This window comes from Actinomycetospora succinea (genome assembly GCF_004363095.1).
GTDB lineage: Bacteria > Actinomycetota > Actinomycetes > Mycobacteriales > Pseudonocardiaceae > Actinomycetospora > Actinomycetospora succinea.
In genome coordinates, this window is record NZ_SNYO01000001.1 from 899,848 (window position 1) to 914,771 (window position 14,924).

Annotated in this window: 13 protein-coding genes; 10 read left to right on the forward strand and 3 right to left on the reverse strand. The window is 72.9% G+C overall.

The window, feature by feature from the left end; all coding sequences use genetic code 11:
* Position 1 precedes the first annotated feature (1 nt).
* The gene (locus EV188_RS04265) at positions 2–1,261 is read left to right on the forward strand and encodes a GNAT family N-acetyltransferase (RefSeq protein ID WP_133824932.1); all 1,260 of its coding nucleotides are present in this window, start codon (positions 2–4) and stop codon (positions 1,259–1,261) included.
* Positions 1,262–1,267: 6 nt separating this feature from the next.
* Here the strand turns inward: EV188_RS04265 and ligD are convergent, their stop codons facing one another.
* A complete protein-coding gene (gene ligD, locus EV188_RS04270; protein WP_133824933.1) occupies positions 1,268–2,230 on the reverse strand; it encodes a non-homologous end-joining DNA ligase in 963 nt (320 codons plus the stop codon).
* Between the two features lie 64 nt (positions 2,231–2,294).
* Between ligD and EV188_RS04275 the strand changes: the two genes are divergently transcribed.
* The gene (locus EV188_RS04275; RefSeq protein WP_133824934.1) at positions 2,295–3,677 is read left to right on the forward strand and encodes an FAD-dependent oxidoreductase; all 1,383 of its coding nucleotides are present in this window, start codon (positions 2,295–2,297) and stop codon (positions 3,675–3,677) included.
* Between the two features lie 68 nt (positions 3,678–3,745).
* On the opposite strand, the gene EV188_RS32430 is transcribed toward EV188_RS04275, so the two are convergent.
* Entirely contained in the window at positions 3,746–5,731 is a 1,986-nt protein-coding gene (locus EV188_RS32430) for an APC family permease (protein ID WP_133824935.1), read from the reverse strand.
* Positions 5,728–6,051 (reverse strand): DUF2631 domain-containing protein, encoded by a 324-nt coding sequence (locus tag EV188_RS04285; protein ID WP_133824936.1) that lies wholly within the window; start codon positions 6,049–6,051, stop codon positions 5,728–5,730. Before EV188_RS04285 ends, EV188_RS32430 begins: the two co-directional genes overlap by 4 nt.
* A gap of 96 nt (positions 6,052–6,147) precedes the next feature.
* Between EV188_RS04285 and dxr the strand changes: the two genes are divergently transcribed.
* The 8 genes from dxr (at position 6,148) to map (ending at position 14,920) form a co-directional block, all read left to right on the forward strand.
* Positions 6,148–7,326 carry a 1-deoxy-D-xylulose-5-phosphate reductoisomerase gene (gene dxr, locus EV188_RS04290; RefSeq protein WP_133824937.1) on the forward strand — a complete coding sequence of 393 codons (1,179 nt, stop codon included), beginning with the start codon at positions 6,148–6,150 and terminating at the stop codon, positions 7,324–7,326.
* Between the two features lie 72 nt (positions 7,327–7,398).
* Entirely contained in the window at positions 7,399–8,691 is a 1,293-nt protein-coding gene (locus tag EV188_RS04295; RefSeq protein WP_133825401.1) for a M50 family metallopeptidase, read from the forward strand.
* A gap of 73 nt (positions 8,692–8,764) precedes the next feature.
* The gene (ispG, locus tag EV188_RS04300) at positions 8,765–9,928 is read left to right on the forward strand and encodes a flavodoxin-dependent (E)-4-hydroxy-3-methylbut-2-enyl-diphosphate synthase (RefSeq protein ID WP_133824938.1); all 1,164 of its coding nucleotides are present in this window, start codon (positions 8,765–8,767) and stop codon (positions 9,926–9,928) included.
* A 41-nt stretch (positions 9,929–9,969) separates the two neighbouring features.
* Positions 9,970–11,985 (forward strand): S9 family peptidase, encoded by a 2,016-nt coding sequence (locus EV188_RS04305; protein WP_133824939.1) that lies wholly within the window; start codon positions 9,970–9,972, stop codon positions 11,983–11,985.
* Positions 11,986–12,050: 65 nt separating this feature from the next.
* On the forward strand, positions 12,051–12,884 hold the full coding sequence (locus EV188_RS04310) for a GNAT family N-acetyltransferase (RefSeq protein ID WP_133824940.1): 834 nt from the start codon (positions 12,051–12,053) through the stop codon (positions 12,882–12,884).
* Positions 12,885–12,898: 14 nt separating this feature from the next.
* Positions 12,899–13,264, forward strand: a complete 366-nt coding sequence (locus EV188_RS04315; protein ID WP_133824941.1) for a DUF3054 domain-containing protein — start codon at positions 12,899–12,901, stop codon at positions 13,262–13,264.
* Between the two features lie 34 nt (positions 13,265–13,298).
* Positions 13,299–14,021, forward strand: a complete 723-nt coding sequence (locus tag EV188_RS04320; RefSeq protein WP_133824942.1) for a GIY-YIG nuclease family protein — start codon at positions 13,299–13,301, stop codon at positions 14,019–14,021.
* A 41-nt stretch (positions 14,022–14,062) separates the two neighbouring features.
* Positions 14,063–14,920, forward strand: a complete 858-nt coding sequence (gene map, locus EV188_RS04325) for a type I methionyl aminopeptidase (RefSeq protein WP_133824943.1) — start codon at positions 14,063–14,065, stop codon at positions 14,918–14,920.
* Positions 14,921–14,924: the final 4 nt, after the last annotated feature.

Sequence of the window (14,924 nt, forward strand, 5' to 3'; positions counted from 1 at the left end):
CGTGAGCACCCCGGCGGGCGGCTGGCAGGTCCACCGTCTCGTCCCCTCGGGCACCGAGGGTGCACCCGACGCCGACACCGCCACCTGGATCCGCGCCATGTCGGCCGCGTTCCTGGGCGGGCGGCCCACGCCCGAGACGATCGCCGCGCAGGCGTCGATGATGGCCGGCCAGCGGCTGCGCGGGGTCTACGAGCCCGGCGACACCGCCCCGGTGGCGACCCTGCGCTCGTGGGACGCGCGGATGAGCGTGCCGGGCGGGGAGGTCGCGGCCGACGCGATCACCTCGATCGGCGTGCGCTCGACCCACCGGCGCCGCGGCCTGCTGCGCGCGGTGCTCGTCGACGACCTCGCCGAGGCGTCGCGCGCCGGCACCCCCGTCGCCGCCCTGACGTCCACCCAGGGCTCGCTCTACGAGCGCTTCGGCTTCGGCCTGGCGACGTGGACGCGCGCGCTGACGGTCGACACGCACGCGGCGACGTTCCGCGACCCCGACCCGACCGGTCGTCTGCGCACGCTCGACCCGGCCGGCTTCGCCGCCGCCTCCGCGCCCGTCCAGGACCGCGCGCGGCGCCGTCACCCCGGGTCGATTGACCGCTCGGCCGCGTCGTGGAACGCGCTGGTCACCGGCGGCGTGTACGACGACTCCCCGCGCTACGCGATCGGCTGGTCCGACGCCACCGGTCGTCCGGCCGGCTACGTCGTCTACGGCGTCGCCGAGGGGTGGTGGAGCACGGGCTCGGCGCGGATCGCGGTCCACGACCTGCAGGCCACGACCCCCGAGTCGTACCGGGAGCTGTGGCGGCACCTGTGCTCGCTCGACCTCGTGGGCACGGTGAGCTGGTCGGACGCGTCGGTCGACGAGCCGCTGCCCTGGCTGCTCGCCGACCCGCGGGCCGTCGAGACGGGCACGAGCCGCGAGATGCTCTGGCTGCGGATCCTCGACGTCCCCGCCGCCTTCGGCGCGCGCCGGTACCCCGTCACCGAGCGGATCGTGCTCGCCGTGGACGACCCGGCTGGGTACGCCGCCGGCACCTGGCTGCTCGACGCAGGCGACCCCGTCGAGCCGAAGGTCGTCGCCACCACCGCCGAGCCGGACGTCGCTCTCGACGCGGCGGCCCTCGGCTCGGTCTACCTCGGCGGCGTCGACCCGCGCGTGCTCGCGCGGGCCGGGCGCCTCTCCGAGCGCACGCCGGGCGCCGCCGGGCGCCTCGCCCGGCTGCTCGCCGCGCCGTCGGTGCCCTGGAACGGCATCCGGTTCTGAGGCGTCTCAGACCTCGGGCGGCTCGTCGGGCACTTCGTCGGGGACGGAGTCGTCGCGGTCGGCCCAGTCGAGCAGGGCGCGCAGGTCGAACACGTTCTCGTCGATGCCGGCGGTCAGGTCGCCGACCTCGGCGTAGCGGGCGGGCATCGTCGCGATGGTGAAGTCGCCCGGCTCGGCGTCGGGGACCTCGTCCCAGCGCAGCGGCGCCGACACCCGCGCCTCGGGCGTGCCGCGCACCGAGTACGCCGAGGCGATCGTGTGGTCGCGGGTGTTCTGGTTCCAGTCGAGGAAGACCGTGCCGGGCTCGCGGTCCTTGCGCCACCAGGCGGTGGTGACGAGCCCGCCCGCGCGCCGCTCGACCTCGCGGGAGAACGCGAGCGCGGCGCGGCGCACCTCGGTGAACGAGTGCTCGGGTCGGATGCGGACGTAGACGTGCAGGCCCTTGCCGCCCGAGGTCTTGGGGTAGCCGACGGCGCCCAGCTCGTCGAGCACCTCGTGGGCGACGGCGGCGACCCGCCGGATCGTCGGGAACTCGACGCCGGGCATCGGGTCGAGGTCGATGCGCCACTCGTCGGGCGTCTCGACGTCGGCGGCGCGGGTGTTCCAGGGGTGGAACTCGACGGTCGACATCTGGACCGCCCAGATCACGTCGGCGGGGCTGGTGACGCACAGCTCGTCGGCGGTGCGGTTGTAGCGGGGGAAGTGCACGCGGACCGTCCGGACCCAGTCCGGCGCGCCCTTGGGCAGGCGCTTCTGGTGCACCTTCTCGCCGTCGACGCCGGTCGGGAAGCGGTGCATCATGCAGGGCCGCTCGCGCAGGGCCCGGACGATGCCGTCGGAGACGGCGAGGTAGTAGTGCGCGAGATCGAGTTTGGTTTCTCCCCGGGCCGAGAAGTACACCCTCCCCGGGTTGGTCAGCCGCACGGTCCGGCCGTCCACCTCGATCTCCGCAGCGTCGGTCGCGGCCACGAGCCGGAACGGTACCGCCGCCGCGGCCGGACGACCGTGATCCGAGTGTCAGGAGCGGAGTGTCATGAGCAAGCGGATGGTGGTCATCGGGGGCGACGCCACCGGCATGTCCGCCGCGTCGACCGCCCTGCGCCACGACGACGCCGGCGAGCTCGAGGTCGTCGTCCTCGAGCGCGGGCACTACACGTCGTACTCCGCGTGCGGCATCCCGTACTGGATCTCCGGGCACGTCGGGGAGCGCGACGCGCTGATCGCCCGCTCGCCCGAGCAGCATCGCGAGGCCGGCATCGACGTGCGGATGCGCACCGAAGCCACGGCGATCGACACCGAGAAGCAGACCGTCAGCGTCCGCGGGGTCGACGACGGCGACACCTACGAGCTCGGGTACGACGAGCTCGTCATCGCCACGGGCGCCGTGCCGACCGTGCCGCCGCTGACCGGCGCCGACGCCGAGGGCGTCTTCGGCGTGCAGTCCCTGGAGCAGGGCGAGCAGATCGTCAAGGACCTCGCGGACGGCGACCGCCGCCGGGCCGTCGTCGTCGGCGCCGGCTACATCGGCGTGGAGATGGCCGAGGCGATGGTCGTGCGCGGGATCGAGACGACGATCCTCGACCAGGCGCCCGAGCCGTTCACCCAGGTCGACCCGGACATGGGCGCGCTGATCCGCGAGGCCATGGAGAACATGGGCATCACGGTGCTCACCGGGGTCGCCGTCGACGGCTTCGACGTCGGCGAGGACGGGCGCGTCACCGCGGTGCGCGCCGGCGACACCGTGCTGCCCGCCGACATCGTGATCATGGGCCTGGGCGTGAAGCCGAACGCCCAGCTCGCCGCCGACGCCGGGCTGAGGATCGGCGCGTCCGGCGGGATCGTCACCGACGTGCGCATGCAGGCCGCGCCGGGCGTCTGGGCCGGCGGCGACTGCGTCGAGGTCCACCACCGCCTGTCGGGCACGGGCGTGCACATCGCGCTGGGCACCCACGCCAACAAGCACGGACGGATCATCGGGACCAACATCGCCGGCGGCTACGGCGCGTTCCCGGGCGTGATCGGCACCGCGATCAGCAAGGTGTGCTCGCTGGAGATCGGGCGCACGGGGCTCGGGCAGCGCGAGGCCGACGCCGCGGGGTACGGCTACGTCACCGCGACCGTCGAGTCGACGACGACGGCGGGCTACTGGCCCGAGGCGGAGTGGATGACGGTGAAGCTGCTGGCCGAGCAGCGCACCGGGCGCCTGCTGGGCGCCCAGATCGTCGGGCACGCGGGGTCGGCCAAGCGCATCGACGTCTTCGCCACCGCGATCTGGAACGGCATGACCGTCGAGGAGATGACGTTCATGGACCTGTCCTACGCGCCGCCGTTCTCGCCGGTCTGGGACGCGGTCCTCGTCGCCGCCCGCAAGGCCGCCAAGGAGGTCCAGGGCGCGATCCCGGCGTCACCGGTGTGATGGGGCGAGCCCCACGTGAGTGGAATGGGTCGCTCCGGCGACCCATTCCACTCACGAGGGCTTGCCCATCACCCGACGTGGACGGCCGGGCGGCGGGTGCGGTCGGGCTCGGCCTCGCGGAGCACCTCGCGGGTCACCGGCGCGACCTCGCCGACGCCGAAGAGCAGGTAGCGGGCGAGGTTGGTGGCCGGACTGCCCTCGTCCCACTCGAAGTAGACGTGGGGCACGCGATCGGTGAGGTCGCGCAGGTGCAGCAGCAGCGCGGCGATCGCGTTCGGCACCGTCGAGCTGCGCGCGCGCAGGATCCGGTAGCCGTGGCGCTCCTCGCCGAGGACGTGCAGCTCGGACTCGAAGTTCGACGGGTCGTCGACGGTGATCTCGACGAACACCACCGCGTCGCCGGACGGGATGTGGTGGTCGTAGCGCTCCTCGAGGTCCTTCTCCTCGTACTCGCGCTTGTCGCGGCGGTCCGGCTCGTTGGCCACCAGGCGGATCGTCGCGTGCGGGTCGGACTCGGTGGCCTCGCGGACGATCCGGCGGGCGGTCTTGTCGAGGTGCACGCCGGTGATCCGCAGCTCGGTGCTGCGCAGCGCCCGCGACGCGAACGACACCACGAAGATCGCGGCCACGAACATCAGGCCGATCCGCAGGCCCTCCGGGCGCTCGATCATGTTCGCGATCGTGGTGTAGACGAAGACGAGCGCGATGGCCCCGAAGCCGATCGTCGCCGCCTTCTGCCCCTTGTGCCGCGCCGAGAGGGTCACCGAGATCGACGCCGACGTGATCAGCACGAGCACGCCGGTCGCGTACGCGCCGCTCTGGGCGTCGACGCTGGCGTCGAAGACGATCGTGATGAGGATGCCGAGCGCCGTGAACACCAGCACCATCGGCCGCACGGCGCGCGCCCAGTTAGGCGCCATGCCGTAGCGCGGCAGGTAGCGCGGCACCAGGTTCAGCAGCCCCGCCATCGCCGACGCCCCGGCGAACCACAGGATCACGATCGTCGACAGGTCGTAGACCGTGCCCAGCACCGGGCCGAACTGCTCGTGCGCGAGGTACGCGAGCGCCCGCCCGTTGGCCTGCCCGTCCGGGCCGAACTGGTCGAGCGGGATGAGCAGGGTGGTCACGAAGCTCGAGGTGACGAGGAAACCGCTCATGATCAGCGCGGCGGTGGTGAGCAGCTTGCGCGCCCCCGCGATGCGGCCCTCGGGGTGCTTCTCGGTGTCGCCCGGCTTGCCCCGCACCAGCGGCATCACCGCGACGCCGGTCTCGAAGCCCGACAGGCCCAGCGCCAGCTTGGGGAACACGACCAGGGCGATCGCCACCACGATCAGCGGGTTGCCGTGCTGGGTCAGCAGCGCGTCGCCCCAGTCGACGATGCGCACCGGCTCGGTGGCGACGCGGTAGAGCGCGCCGGCGACCACCACGAGGTTGAGCAGCAGGAACGTCGCGACGACGACCACCGCGATGCCGATCGCCTCGGCGAAGCCCATGAGGAACACGACGCCGAGCAGCAGCACGAGCCCGCAGGTGATCGGCACCTCCCACCCGTGCAGCGCCCCGCCGACCAGCGGGTTCTCGACGACGTGGGCGGTCGCGTCGGCGGTGGAGAGGGTGATCGTGATGAGGAAGTCGGTGACCGCGAAGCCGAGGAGCACGAGCACCAGCAGCTTCGACCACCAGTACGACAGCAGCCGCTCGAGCATCGCCACGGAGCCCTCGCCGTGGGGGCTCTCGCGCGCCACGCGCCGGTAGATCGGCAGGGCGCCGGCGAGCGTCAGCACCACGAGGACGAGCGTCGCGATCGGCGAGATCAGCCCGGCGGCGACGACGGCGACCGCGGGCTGGTAGCCCAGGGTCGAGAAGTAGTCGACGCCGGTGAGGCACATGACGCGCCACCACGGCTTGCCCTGGTGCTCCGGTGCGGGGCGGGCGTGGGGCCCGGAGTACTGCGAGCCCCGGTCGACGAGGCCCTCGAGGAGCCAGCGCCGCAGGGCCGAGGACCGTTCCCGCCGCTCGGTCGATCCGGTGGGCGGGGCCGGCGGAGCGCTCACCGCCGCCAGGACGTCCGTGAACGGATGATCGCCCCGAGCGAGAGCGCGAAGAAGCCGATGGCCAGGCCCACCAGCCAGATCTCCTCCTGGCGGCCCTCGTGGTTGCCCCAGAGCATGATCAGCAGGACCGCGGCGACCACGAACCCGGACAGGCGCGCGACCTTCGGGTAGTGGGCGTGCCAGCCCCACGCGACCGAGGGCTCGTCGTCCGAGGAGATCCCCTTGACCACCACGGGAGCGGGGAGGTGGCTGTCGTGGTGGGCGATCTCCCCACCGGTGTCACCGCCGTGCTCCTGCCGAGCGGGGCTGTTGGTGGCCACGGAGGTCTCCTGCTTCGCGGTGGGGGCCAGGGGCGCGCCCAACCTACCGCGCGCCCACCTACCGCGCGCCGTAGCCGCCCGTGATGATGAGCCGCGATGAGCACACCTTCGAGCCCGCCCCCGACCCCACGACGTCTCGTCCTCCTCGGGTCCACCGGCTCGATCGGCACCCAGGCCCTCGACATCGTCCGCGCCCACCCCGACCGCTTCGTCGTGACGGGCCTCGCCGCGGGCGGCGGACGCCCCGACCTGCTCGCCGCACAGGCCGCCGAGTTCGGGGTGCCGACGGTCGCGGTCGCCGACCCCGCGGCCGCGCCGGACCTCGCCGCGCTCACCGCCGCCGAGGTCCTCGCCGGCCCGCAGGCGGCGGCCGACCTGGCGGCGTCGGGCGCGGACGTGGTGCTCAACGCCATGGACGGCTCGCGGGGCCTCGCGCCGACGCTGGCGGCGCTGGCCGCGGGCTCGACGCTGGCGCTGGCCAACAAGGAGTCGCTGGTGGCGGGCGGGCCGCTGGTGACGCGCGCGGCGACGCCCGGCCAGATCGTCCCGGTCGACTCGGAGCACTCCGCGCTGGCCCAGAGCCTGCGCGGCGGGCGCCCCGAGGAGGTCGACCGCCTGGTGCTCACGGCGTCCGGCGGCCCGTTCCGCGGGCGTCCCCGCGACGAGCTGGCCGGCGTCACCGTCGAGCAGGCCCTCGCGCACCCGACGTGGGCGATGGGCCCGGTCGTGACGCTGAACTCGTCGACGCTGGTCAACAAGGGTCTCGAGCTGATCGAGGCGCACCTGCTGTTCGGGATCCCGTACGAGCGCATCGACGTGGTCGTGCACCCGCAGTCGATGATCCACTCGATGGTGACCTTCGTGGACGGCGCCACGATCGCGCAGGTCAGCCCGCCGGACATGCACATGCCGATCGCCCTGGCGCTGGCGTGGCCCGAGCGCCTGGCCGGCGCGAGCAGGCCCGAGACCTTCGCCGACCCGACGAGCTGGACCTTCGAGCCCGTCGACACCGCGGCGTTCCCGGCGCTCGAGCTCGCGCGGTCCGCGGGGTCGGCGGGCGGCTGCCTGCCCGCCGTCTACAACGCCGCCAACGAGGAGGCCGTCGCCGCGTTCCTCGCCGGGCGCTGCGCGTGGACCGGGATCGACGAGACCCTCGCCGCGGTCCTGGACGACGCGGGGGAGTGGGCCCGCGACCCGCGCGACGTCGACGACGTGCACGCCGCCGAGCAGTGGGCGCGGCGCCGGGCGGGGGAGCGGCTGGGCGTCACCGTCTGAGGCCGGGGGCCGAGCCAGCTGCGAGCCCCCACACCGGGCACACCGTCCCCGCGACTACCGTGTGCCGCCGTGATGCTCGTCCTGGGGATCGTCCTCTTCGCGCTGGGGCTCCTGCTCTCCATCGCCTGGCACGAGCTCGGCCACTACTCCACCGCGCGCCTGTTCGGCATCCGCGTGCCCGAGTTCATGGTCGGCTTCGGCCCGACGGTGCTGTCGGTGAAGAAGGGCGAGACGCGCTTCGGGATCAAGGCGATCCCGCTCGGCGGCTACATCCGCATGATCGGGATGGTGCCGCCCGCGGCCGGGGAGCTCGTCGGGCGCAGCCGCCGGTCCGGCCCGTTCCAGGGCATGGTCGACGACGTCCGCGCCGACTCGGTCCGCGACTTCGAGCCCGGCGACGAGGACCGCCAGTTCTGGACCCGCAAGCCGTGGAAGCGGATCATCGTCATGCTGGCGGGTCCGTTCATGAACCTGATCCTCGCGGTGGTCCTGTTCGCGATCGTCCTCATGGGCTTCGGGGTGCCGACCGCCCAGCCGGTGGTCTCCGCGGTCAGCGAGTGCGTGGTGCCGGCGACGCAGACCGGACCCGGCTGCCCGCCCGGCGCGGTGCCGACGCCGGCCGCGCAGGCGGGGTTCCGGGCGGGCGACCGCATCGTGTCCTTCGACGGCCGGACCTACCCGGACTGGGAGAGCCTGCAGCGCGCCATCCGCGACGCGCGCGGCACCGTCCCGGTGGTCGTCGAGCGCGGCGGGCAGCAGCTCACGCTCTACCCGACGCTCATCGAGAACCAGGTCGCCGACCTGGACACCCCGCTGGGCGAGGACCCCCGCTACGTCACCGCCTCGTTCCTCGGCCTGACGCCGATCGAGCCGGTGATGGCGCAGAGCGTGGGGCAGGTCACCGACCGGATGGGCAAGATGCTCGAGGGCTCGGTCTACGCGATCGCGCGCCTGCCGGAGAAGGTGCCGGCGCTCTTCGGCGCCGTGTTCCTCGGCGAGGAGCGCGAGGCCAACGGCCCGGTCAGCCTCGTCGGTGTCTCGGTGATGGGCGGTCAGGTGCTCCAGCAGGAGCGCCCGGCGTCGGTGGAGATCTCGATCTTCCTGAACCTGCTCGCCGCGGTGAACCTGTCGTTGTTCCTGCTCAACCTGCTGCCGATCCTGCCCCTGGACGGCGGTCACGTGCTCCCGGCGCTGTGGGAGGCGGTCAAGAAGCGGATCGCCCGCCTCCGCGGCCGTCCGGACCCCGGGCCGGTCGACCTGGCCCGCCTCATGCCCATCGGGGTCGGCTTCGCCGCGCTGATCATGGCGTACGGCCTGCTGGTGATCGTGGCGGACATCGTCAACCCCATCGATCTGGGGCTGTAAGCCTCGCCACCGGCGGGGCCGGTGGATGTGGGGGAGACTGGATGACGACTGGTCCACTTCGTCGAGGAGAGAGATGACCGTCGACCTCGGCCTGCCCGAAGCCCTGCCCGTGCTCGCCCCGCGCCGCAAGACCCGCCAGCTGGACGTCGGCGGGGTCGGTGTCGGCAGCGACCACCGGGTGTCGGTGCAGTCGATGACCACCACCCTGACCGCCGACGTCAACGCGACCCTGCAGCAGATCGCCGAGCTCACCGCGGCGGGCTGCGACATCGTGCGCGTGGCGTGCCCGTCGGCCGACGACGCCGAGGCGCTGCCGGCGATCGCGAAGAAGTCGCAGATCCCGGTGATCGCCGACATCCACTTCCAGCCGAAGTACGTGTTCGCCGCGATCGACGCCGGGTGCGCCGCGGTGCGCGTCAACCCCGGCAACATCAAGAAGTTCGACGACAAGGTCGGCGAGATCGCGAAGGCCGCGAAGGACGCCGGCACGCCGATCCGCATCGGGGTCAACGCCGGCTCGCTCGAGCCCGGCATCTTCGCCAAGTACGGCAAGGCCACGCCCGAGGCGCTGGTCGAGTCGGCCCTGTGGGAGGCCTCGCTCTTCTCCGAGCACGACTTCCACGACATCAAGATCTCGGTGAAGCACCACGACCCCGTGACGATGGTGCGCGCCTACGAGCTGCTCGCCGAGCAGTGCGACTACCCGCTGCACCTCGGCGTCACCGAGGCCGGGCCGACCTTCCAGGGCACCATCAAGAGCGCCACGGCGTTCGGCGCGCTGCTCGCCAAGGGCATCGGCGACACCATCCGCGTGTCGCTCTCGGCGCCGCCGATCGAGGAGGTCCGCGTCGGGCTGTCGATCCTCGAGTCGATGAACCTCCGCCCCCGCAAGCTCGAGATCGTCTCCTGCCCGTCCTGCGGGCGCGCGCAGGTCGACGTCTACAAGCTCGCCGACGAGGTCACCGCAGGCCTCGAGGGCATGGAGGTGCCGCTGCGCGTCGCCGTCATGGGCTGCGTCGTCAACGGCCCCGGCGAGGCCCGCGACGCCGACCTCGGCGTGGCCTCCGGCAACGGCAAGGGTCAGATCTTCGTCAAGGGCGAGGTCATCAAGACCGTGCCCGAGGCCCAGATCGTCGAGACGCTCATCGACGAGGCCATGCGGCTCGCCGAGGAGGCCGGCGAGGGCGAGCTCTCGGGCGGCCAGGCCGGCGGCGCCCCGACGGTGAGCGTCGGCTAGGTGCGCTGCACGGCGGCGCGGTGCCGTGGTCGGATGGGCGCGTGAGCACGTTCGACGATCTCGACGCCTTCGCCGCCACCCGCCGCTGCGCCGGACTCGCGCTCTCCCCGGACGGGTCGCGGCTCGTCTCGACGGTCTCCGAGCTCGCGGCCGACGGGAAGAAGTACGGCACCTCGCTGTGGGAGCTCGACCCGGCCGGCGAGCGCGCCCCGCGACGGCTGACCCGCTCGTCGACCGGCGAGTCGTCGGCCGCGTTCACCCCCGACGGCGACCTCCTGTTCACCTCACGGCGCGCCGACCCCGCCGCCGAGAAGCCGACCGAGGACCGCACCGGCCTGTGGCTGCTGCCCGCCGGCGGGGGAGAGGCGCGCCCGGTGGCCGAGCGCCCGGGCGGCGTCAGCGGCTTCGCGGTCGCCCGCGACGCCGGCACGCTCGCCCTGGTCACGCCGAAGCCGGTGGTCGGCGACGCCGAGGAGCAGCGCGAGGCCCGCGAGACCGCGGGGGTGTCGGCGCGCCTGCACACCGAGTTCCCCGTGCGGTTCTGGGACCACGACCTCGGGCCGGGCCGCGCGCACCTGCAGCGCTGCGCCCCGCCGGATCCCGCGGACCCCGACGCCGGCTACGGCGAGCCCGAGCACGTCGCCCCGGGCCGGGACGAGCGCCTCGGCGGCAGCGCGATCAGCCCGGACGGGCGGACGGTCGCGGTGGTCGTCGACGTCCCGGACCCCGCCGACCCGGCGTCCTGGCGGCGTCGCCTCGAGCTGCACACCGACGGTGACGACGGTGCGGGCACGGTCGTCGTCGGCGACGAGCCGGGCGCCGACCACGAGGCCCCGACGATCACCCCCGACGGCCGCTGGCTGCTGTGGGTTCGCGAGCGCCACCCCCGCCCGGGGCGCGGCATGGCGCACACGCTCAAGGCCCGGTCGCTGGTCGACGGTGCCGAGCGCGACGTCCTGCCCGAGGAGGCCTGGCAGGTCCGCGGCGTCACCGGGGCACCCGCCGGCGACGTCGTCTACGTCGTCGTCGACGAGCTCGGGCACGGGCCGGTGCTCCGGGTGTCGATCACCGACGGGTCGGTGACGCGCCTGACGGCCACCGGCACCTACACCGACGTCGTGGCCGCGGCCGACGGCTCCGCGCTCTACGCGCTGCGCTCGGCGGTCGACGCGCCGCCGACGCCCGTCCGGCTCGACCCCGCCGCCGCCGACCAGCAGCCGGTCGCGCTGCGCGGCGTCACGACGATCGACCCCCTGCCCGGCACCCTCACCGAGGTCCACGCGACCGCCGCCGACGGCACGCCGCTGCGCTCGTGGCTCGTCCTGCCCGGCGGGGCGTCGGCGGCGACATCGGCGCCGCTCGTGCTGTGGATCCACGGCGGGCCGCTGTCGAGCTGGAACGCGTGGTCGTGGCGCTGGAACCCGTGGCTGATGGCCGCGCGCGGCTGGGCGGTCCTGCTGCCCGACCCGCGCCTGTCCACCGGGTACGGCCAGGAGTTCCTCGACCCGGCCACCGGGGCGTGGGGCGACCTGCCCTACACCGACCTCATGACCGCCACCGACGCGACGCTGGCCCGCGACGACGTCGACGCCACCCGCGTGGCGGCGATGGGCGGCTCGTTCGGCGGCTACATGGCCAACTGGATCGCCGGGCACACCGACCGCTTCGCCGCGATCGTCACCCACGCCAGCATCTGGCACCTCGACGGCTTCGTCGGCACCACCGACGCGTCGTTCCACTGGCGCCGCGAGTGGGGCGACCCGCTCGACGAGCGCGACCGCTACGACGCCCACTCCCCGCACCGGCACATCAAGGCGATCACCACGCCGACCCTGGTGATCCACGGCGACAAGGACTACCGCGTCCCGATCTCCGAGGGCCTGCGGCTCTGGTACGACCTGCAGCGCAGCGGCGTCGAGTCCCAGTTCCTCTACTTCCCCGACGAGAACCACTGGGTGCTCCAGCCGGGTGACGCCAAGCTCTGGTACCGGACGGTGTGGGCGTTCCTCGACCACCACGTCCTCGGCGCCGCCTACGAACGTCCCGCGCTCGTGTAGCGACACACGGGTGTTCCGGGGGACTCCACTGGGAGTTCCGTCCCCCGACGTGGCAGGCTGGACGGGTGCTCCGTACCGCCGGTGCGCGGCTGCTCGACGACCGGGACCGGTCGAAGGTGCGAAGCGCCCTCGACGCCGACCCCGTCGCCACGTGCATGGTGGCGTCCCGGGTCGAGACCGTCGGGGTCGAGCCCTGGCGTCTGGGCGGTGAGCTCTGGGGCGTCGGGGGGCGTCTCGACGGTCTGTGCTTCTCCGGGGCCAACCTCGTGCCGCTGCGCGGCGACCGCACCGAGGTGCGTCACTTCGCCGAGCGCGCCCGGCGCCAGCGCCGCAACTGCTCGTCGCTCGTCGGGCGCCGCGAGCTCGTGCTCCCGCTGTGGGACGAGCTCAGCGACCACTGGGACGCCGCCCGCGAGGTCCGGCCCGACCAGCCGCTGATGGCCACCGCCGTGGCGCCGTCGGTGGTGCCCGACCCGGCGGTGCGCCAGGCGCGTCCCGACGAGCTGGAGCGCTACCTGCCCGCGGCCATCGCCATGTTCCTCGAGGAGGTCGGTGTCGACCCGCGCCTCGGTGACGGCGGCGCCGGCTACCGCGCCCGCGTCGCCGAGCTGATCGGCGCGGGCCGGGCCTTCGTGCGCTTCGAGCAGGGCGAGGTCGTGTTCAAGGCCGAGATCGGTGCGCTGTCCTCGCGCGTGGGCCAGATCCAGGGCGTGTGGGTGCACCCCGACTGGCGCGGACGCGGCCTCGGCCAGGCGGGCACCGCGGCCGTCGTCGGTCACCTCGTGCGCGCCCGCCGCGTCGCGAGCCTCTACGTCAACGCGTTCAACACCCCGGCCCGGCGCGCGTACGAGCGCATCGGGTTCGAGCAGGTCGGGTCGTTCGCGACGGTGCTGTTTTGACGACGATCGCACCGGTGCGGCGAGGCGCCGGCTGGCTGGCGCTCGACGCCGTGGCCGTCGTGGCGTTCGCCGCGCTGGGGCGGGCGAGCCACGCCGAGGACCTCGCCGGCACGCTGCTGACCGCGGCGCCGTTCGTCGCCGGTGCGGCGGTCGGCACGCTCGCCGCCCGGACGTGGCGCGACCCGCTGTCCTGGCGCTCCGGGCTCGCCGTGTGGGCGGGGGCCGCCGTCGTCGGCCTCGTGCTGCGCGCGGCGTCCACGGGCCGCCTGCCGCTCTCGTTCGCCGTCGTGGCGACGATCTCGCTGGGCGTGCTGGTGCTCGGCTGGCGAGGCCTGTTCCACCTCGTGAATTTGACGAGAGGCCTCGCGACTCGAAGGTGACAACGTTGTCGGTGTCTTGTGGGAGAATTCTCTCATGGATTTCGCCCAGCTTGCCGCGCTCAGTGCCGAGCCCACGCCGAGGCACCTCGGCCAGTTCATCGTCGAGTACTTGGAGGTGAACGGCCCGAGCAAGCGAGGCGCATTTATCGAGGCCGCTGAGCGTGAGTGGCTGTCCGTCAGTGGACGACGCTTCACTTCCAATCTGACGGCGTCAGTGAAGAAAGCTCTGTCCGACCTGACCAAGCAAGAAGTTGTCAGGCCGAGCGGTGCGCACGGGGTCTGGGTGCTTGCAGAGAACGGTGCCGGGGAGCGCGACGACGAGGAGTCCGTCGGCGCACTGCAGCAGGACACGAGCGAGAGCGCGTTCGGCGAGCTCGAGGAAGTAGCAGCTCCGCGCACCAGTATCGAGAGGGATATCGGGAACGGCCCCCATCTCGTCTACACTTTCTACCTTGATGTCTATCGTGCCGCTGCTGAGTCGCGAGGGGAGAGCCGCTGGCCGATCAAGATCGGTATGACGACCGGTCAGTTGGACAAGAGGATGGAGACTCACCGGACGGCCTTGCCCGAGTCTCCGAGGGTCCCTCTCGTGATCCGACACGAGAACGCTGCGGTCCTCGAGCGCGTTCTTCACGGAATCCTGCTTCTTCGTGGTCATGCCCTTGATTCCGTCGCGACCTCCGAGTGGTTCTTGACGAACCCCGACGAACTCGAGGGAATATATCGTTTCGTTATGGGGCAGGATGCTCGTATGTAGCCCTGGGGCAGAGCACTCGCGGGGACGCCTACGCTGGGGGCATGCCGGTTCGCGCTCCGCTGCGGCCCGGGGAGCAGACGCCGCTGCGCCCGGTGCCACCGCACATCCCCCGCCCCGAGTACGTGGGCAAGCCCGCCCCCGCGCGCAGCACCGACCCCTGGGTGCAGCCGCCGGAGGTGATCGAGGCGATGCGGGTCGCGTCGCGGATCGCCGCGCAGGCCCTGCAGGCGGGCGGCGAGGCCGTGAAGCCCGGCGCCACCACCGACGACGTCGACCGCGTGGTGCACGAGTTCCTGCTCGACCACGACGCGTACCCCTCGACGCTGGAGTACCGGGGCTTCCCGAAGTCCTGCTGCGTCTCGCTCAACGAGGTCATCTGCCACGGCATCCCCGACTCGACGGTGATCGAGGACGGGGACATCGTGAACATCGACGTCACCGCCTTCATCGGCGGCGTGCACGGCGACACGAACGCGACGTTCCTCGCCGGCGACGTCGACGACGAGGACCGCCTGCTCGTCGAGCGCACCCATGAGGCCACGATGCGCGCGATCCGGGCGGTGAAGCCGGGCCGCGAGCTGAACGTCGTCGGGCGCGTCATCGAGTCGTACGCCAACCGCTTCGGCTACGGCGTCGTCCGCGACTTCACCGGCCACGGCATCGGCCGGGCGTTCCACTCGGGGCTCGTCGTCGTGCACTACGACGACCCCTCGCGGCACGAGATGCTCGAGACCGGCATGACCTTCACGATCGAGCCGATGATCACCCGCGGCGAGATCGACTACGACGTCTGGGACGACGGGTGGACGGTGACGACGAAGGACAAGTCGCACACCGCCCAGTTCGAGCACACGATCCTCGTCACCGACACCGGCAGCGAGATCCTCACACTGCCGTGAGCGC

Coding starts and splice junctions, on each gene's coding strand:
- EV188_RS04275 (WP_133824934.1), top strand. CDS start 2,295: ATGAGCAAGCGGATGGTGGTCATCGGGGGCGACGCCACCGGCATGTCC.
- dxr (WP_133824937.1), top strand. CDS start 6,148: ATGAGCACACCTTCGAGCCCGCCCCCGACCCCACGACGTCTCGTCCTC.
- EV188_RS04295 (WP_133825401.1), top strand. CDS start 7,399: ATGCTCGTCCTGGGGATCGTCCTCTTCGCGCTGGGGCTCCTGCTCTCC.
- ispG (WP_133824938.1), top strand. CDS start 8,765: ATGACCGTCGACCTCGGCCTGCCCGAAGCCCTGCCCGTGCTCGCCCCG.
- EV188_RS04320 (WP_133824942.1), top strand. CDS start 13,299: ATGGATTTCGCCCAGCTTGCCGCGCTCAGTGCCGAGCCCACGCCGAGG.
- map (WP_133824943.1), top strand. CDS start 14,063: ATGCCGGTTCGCGCTCCGCTGCGGCCCGGGGAGCAGACGCCGCTGCGC.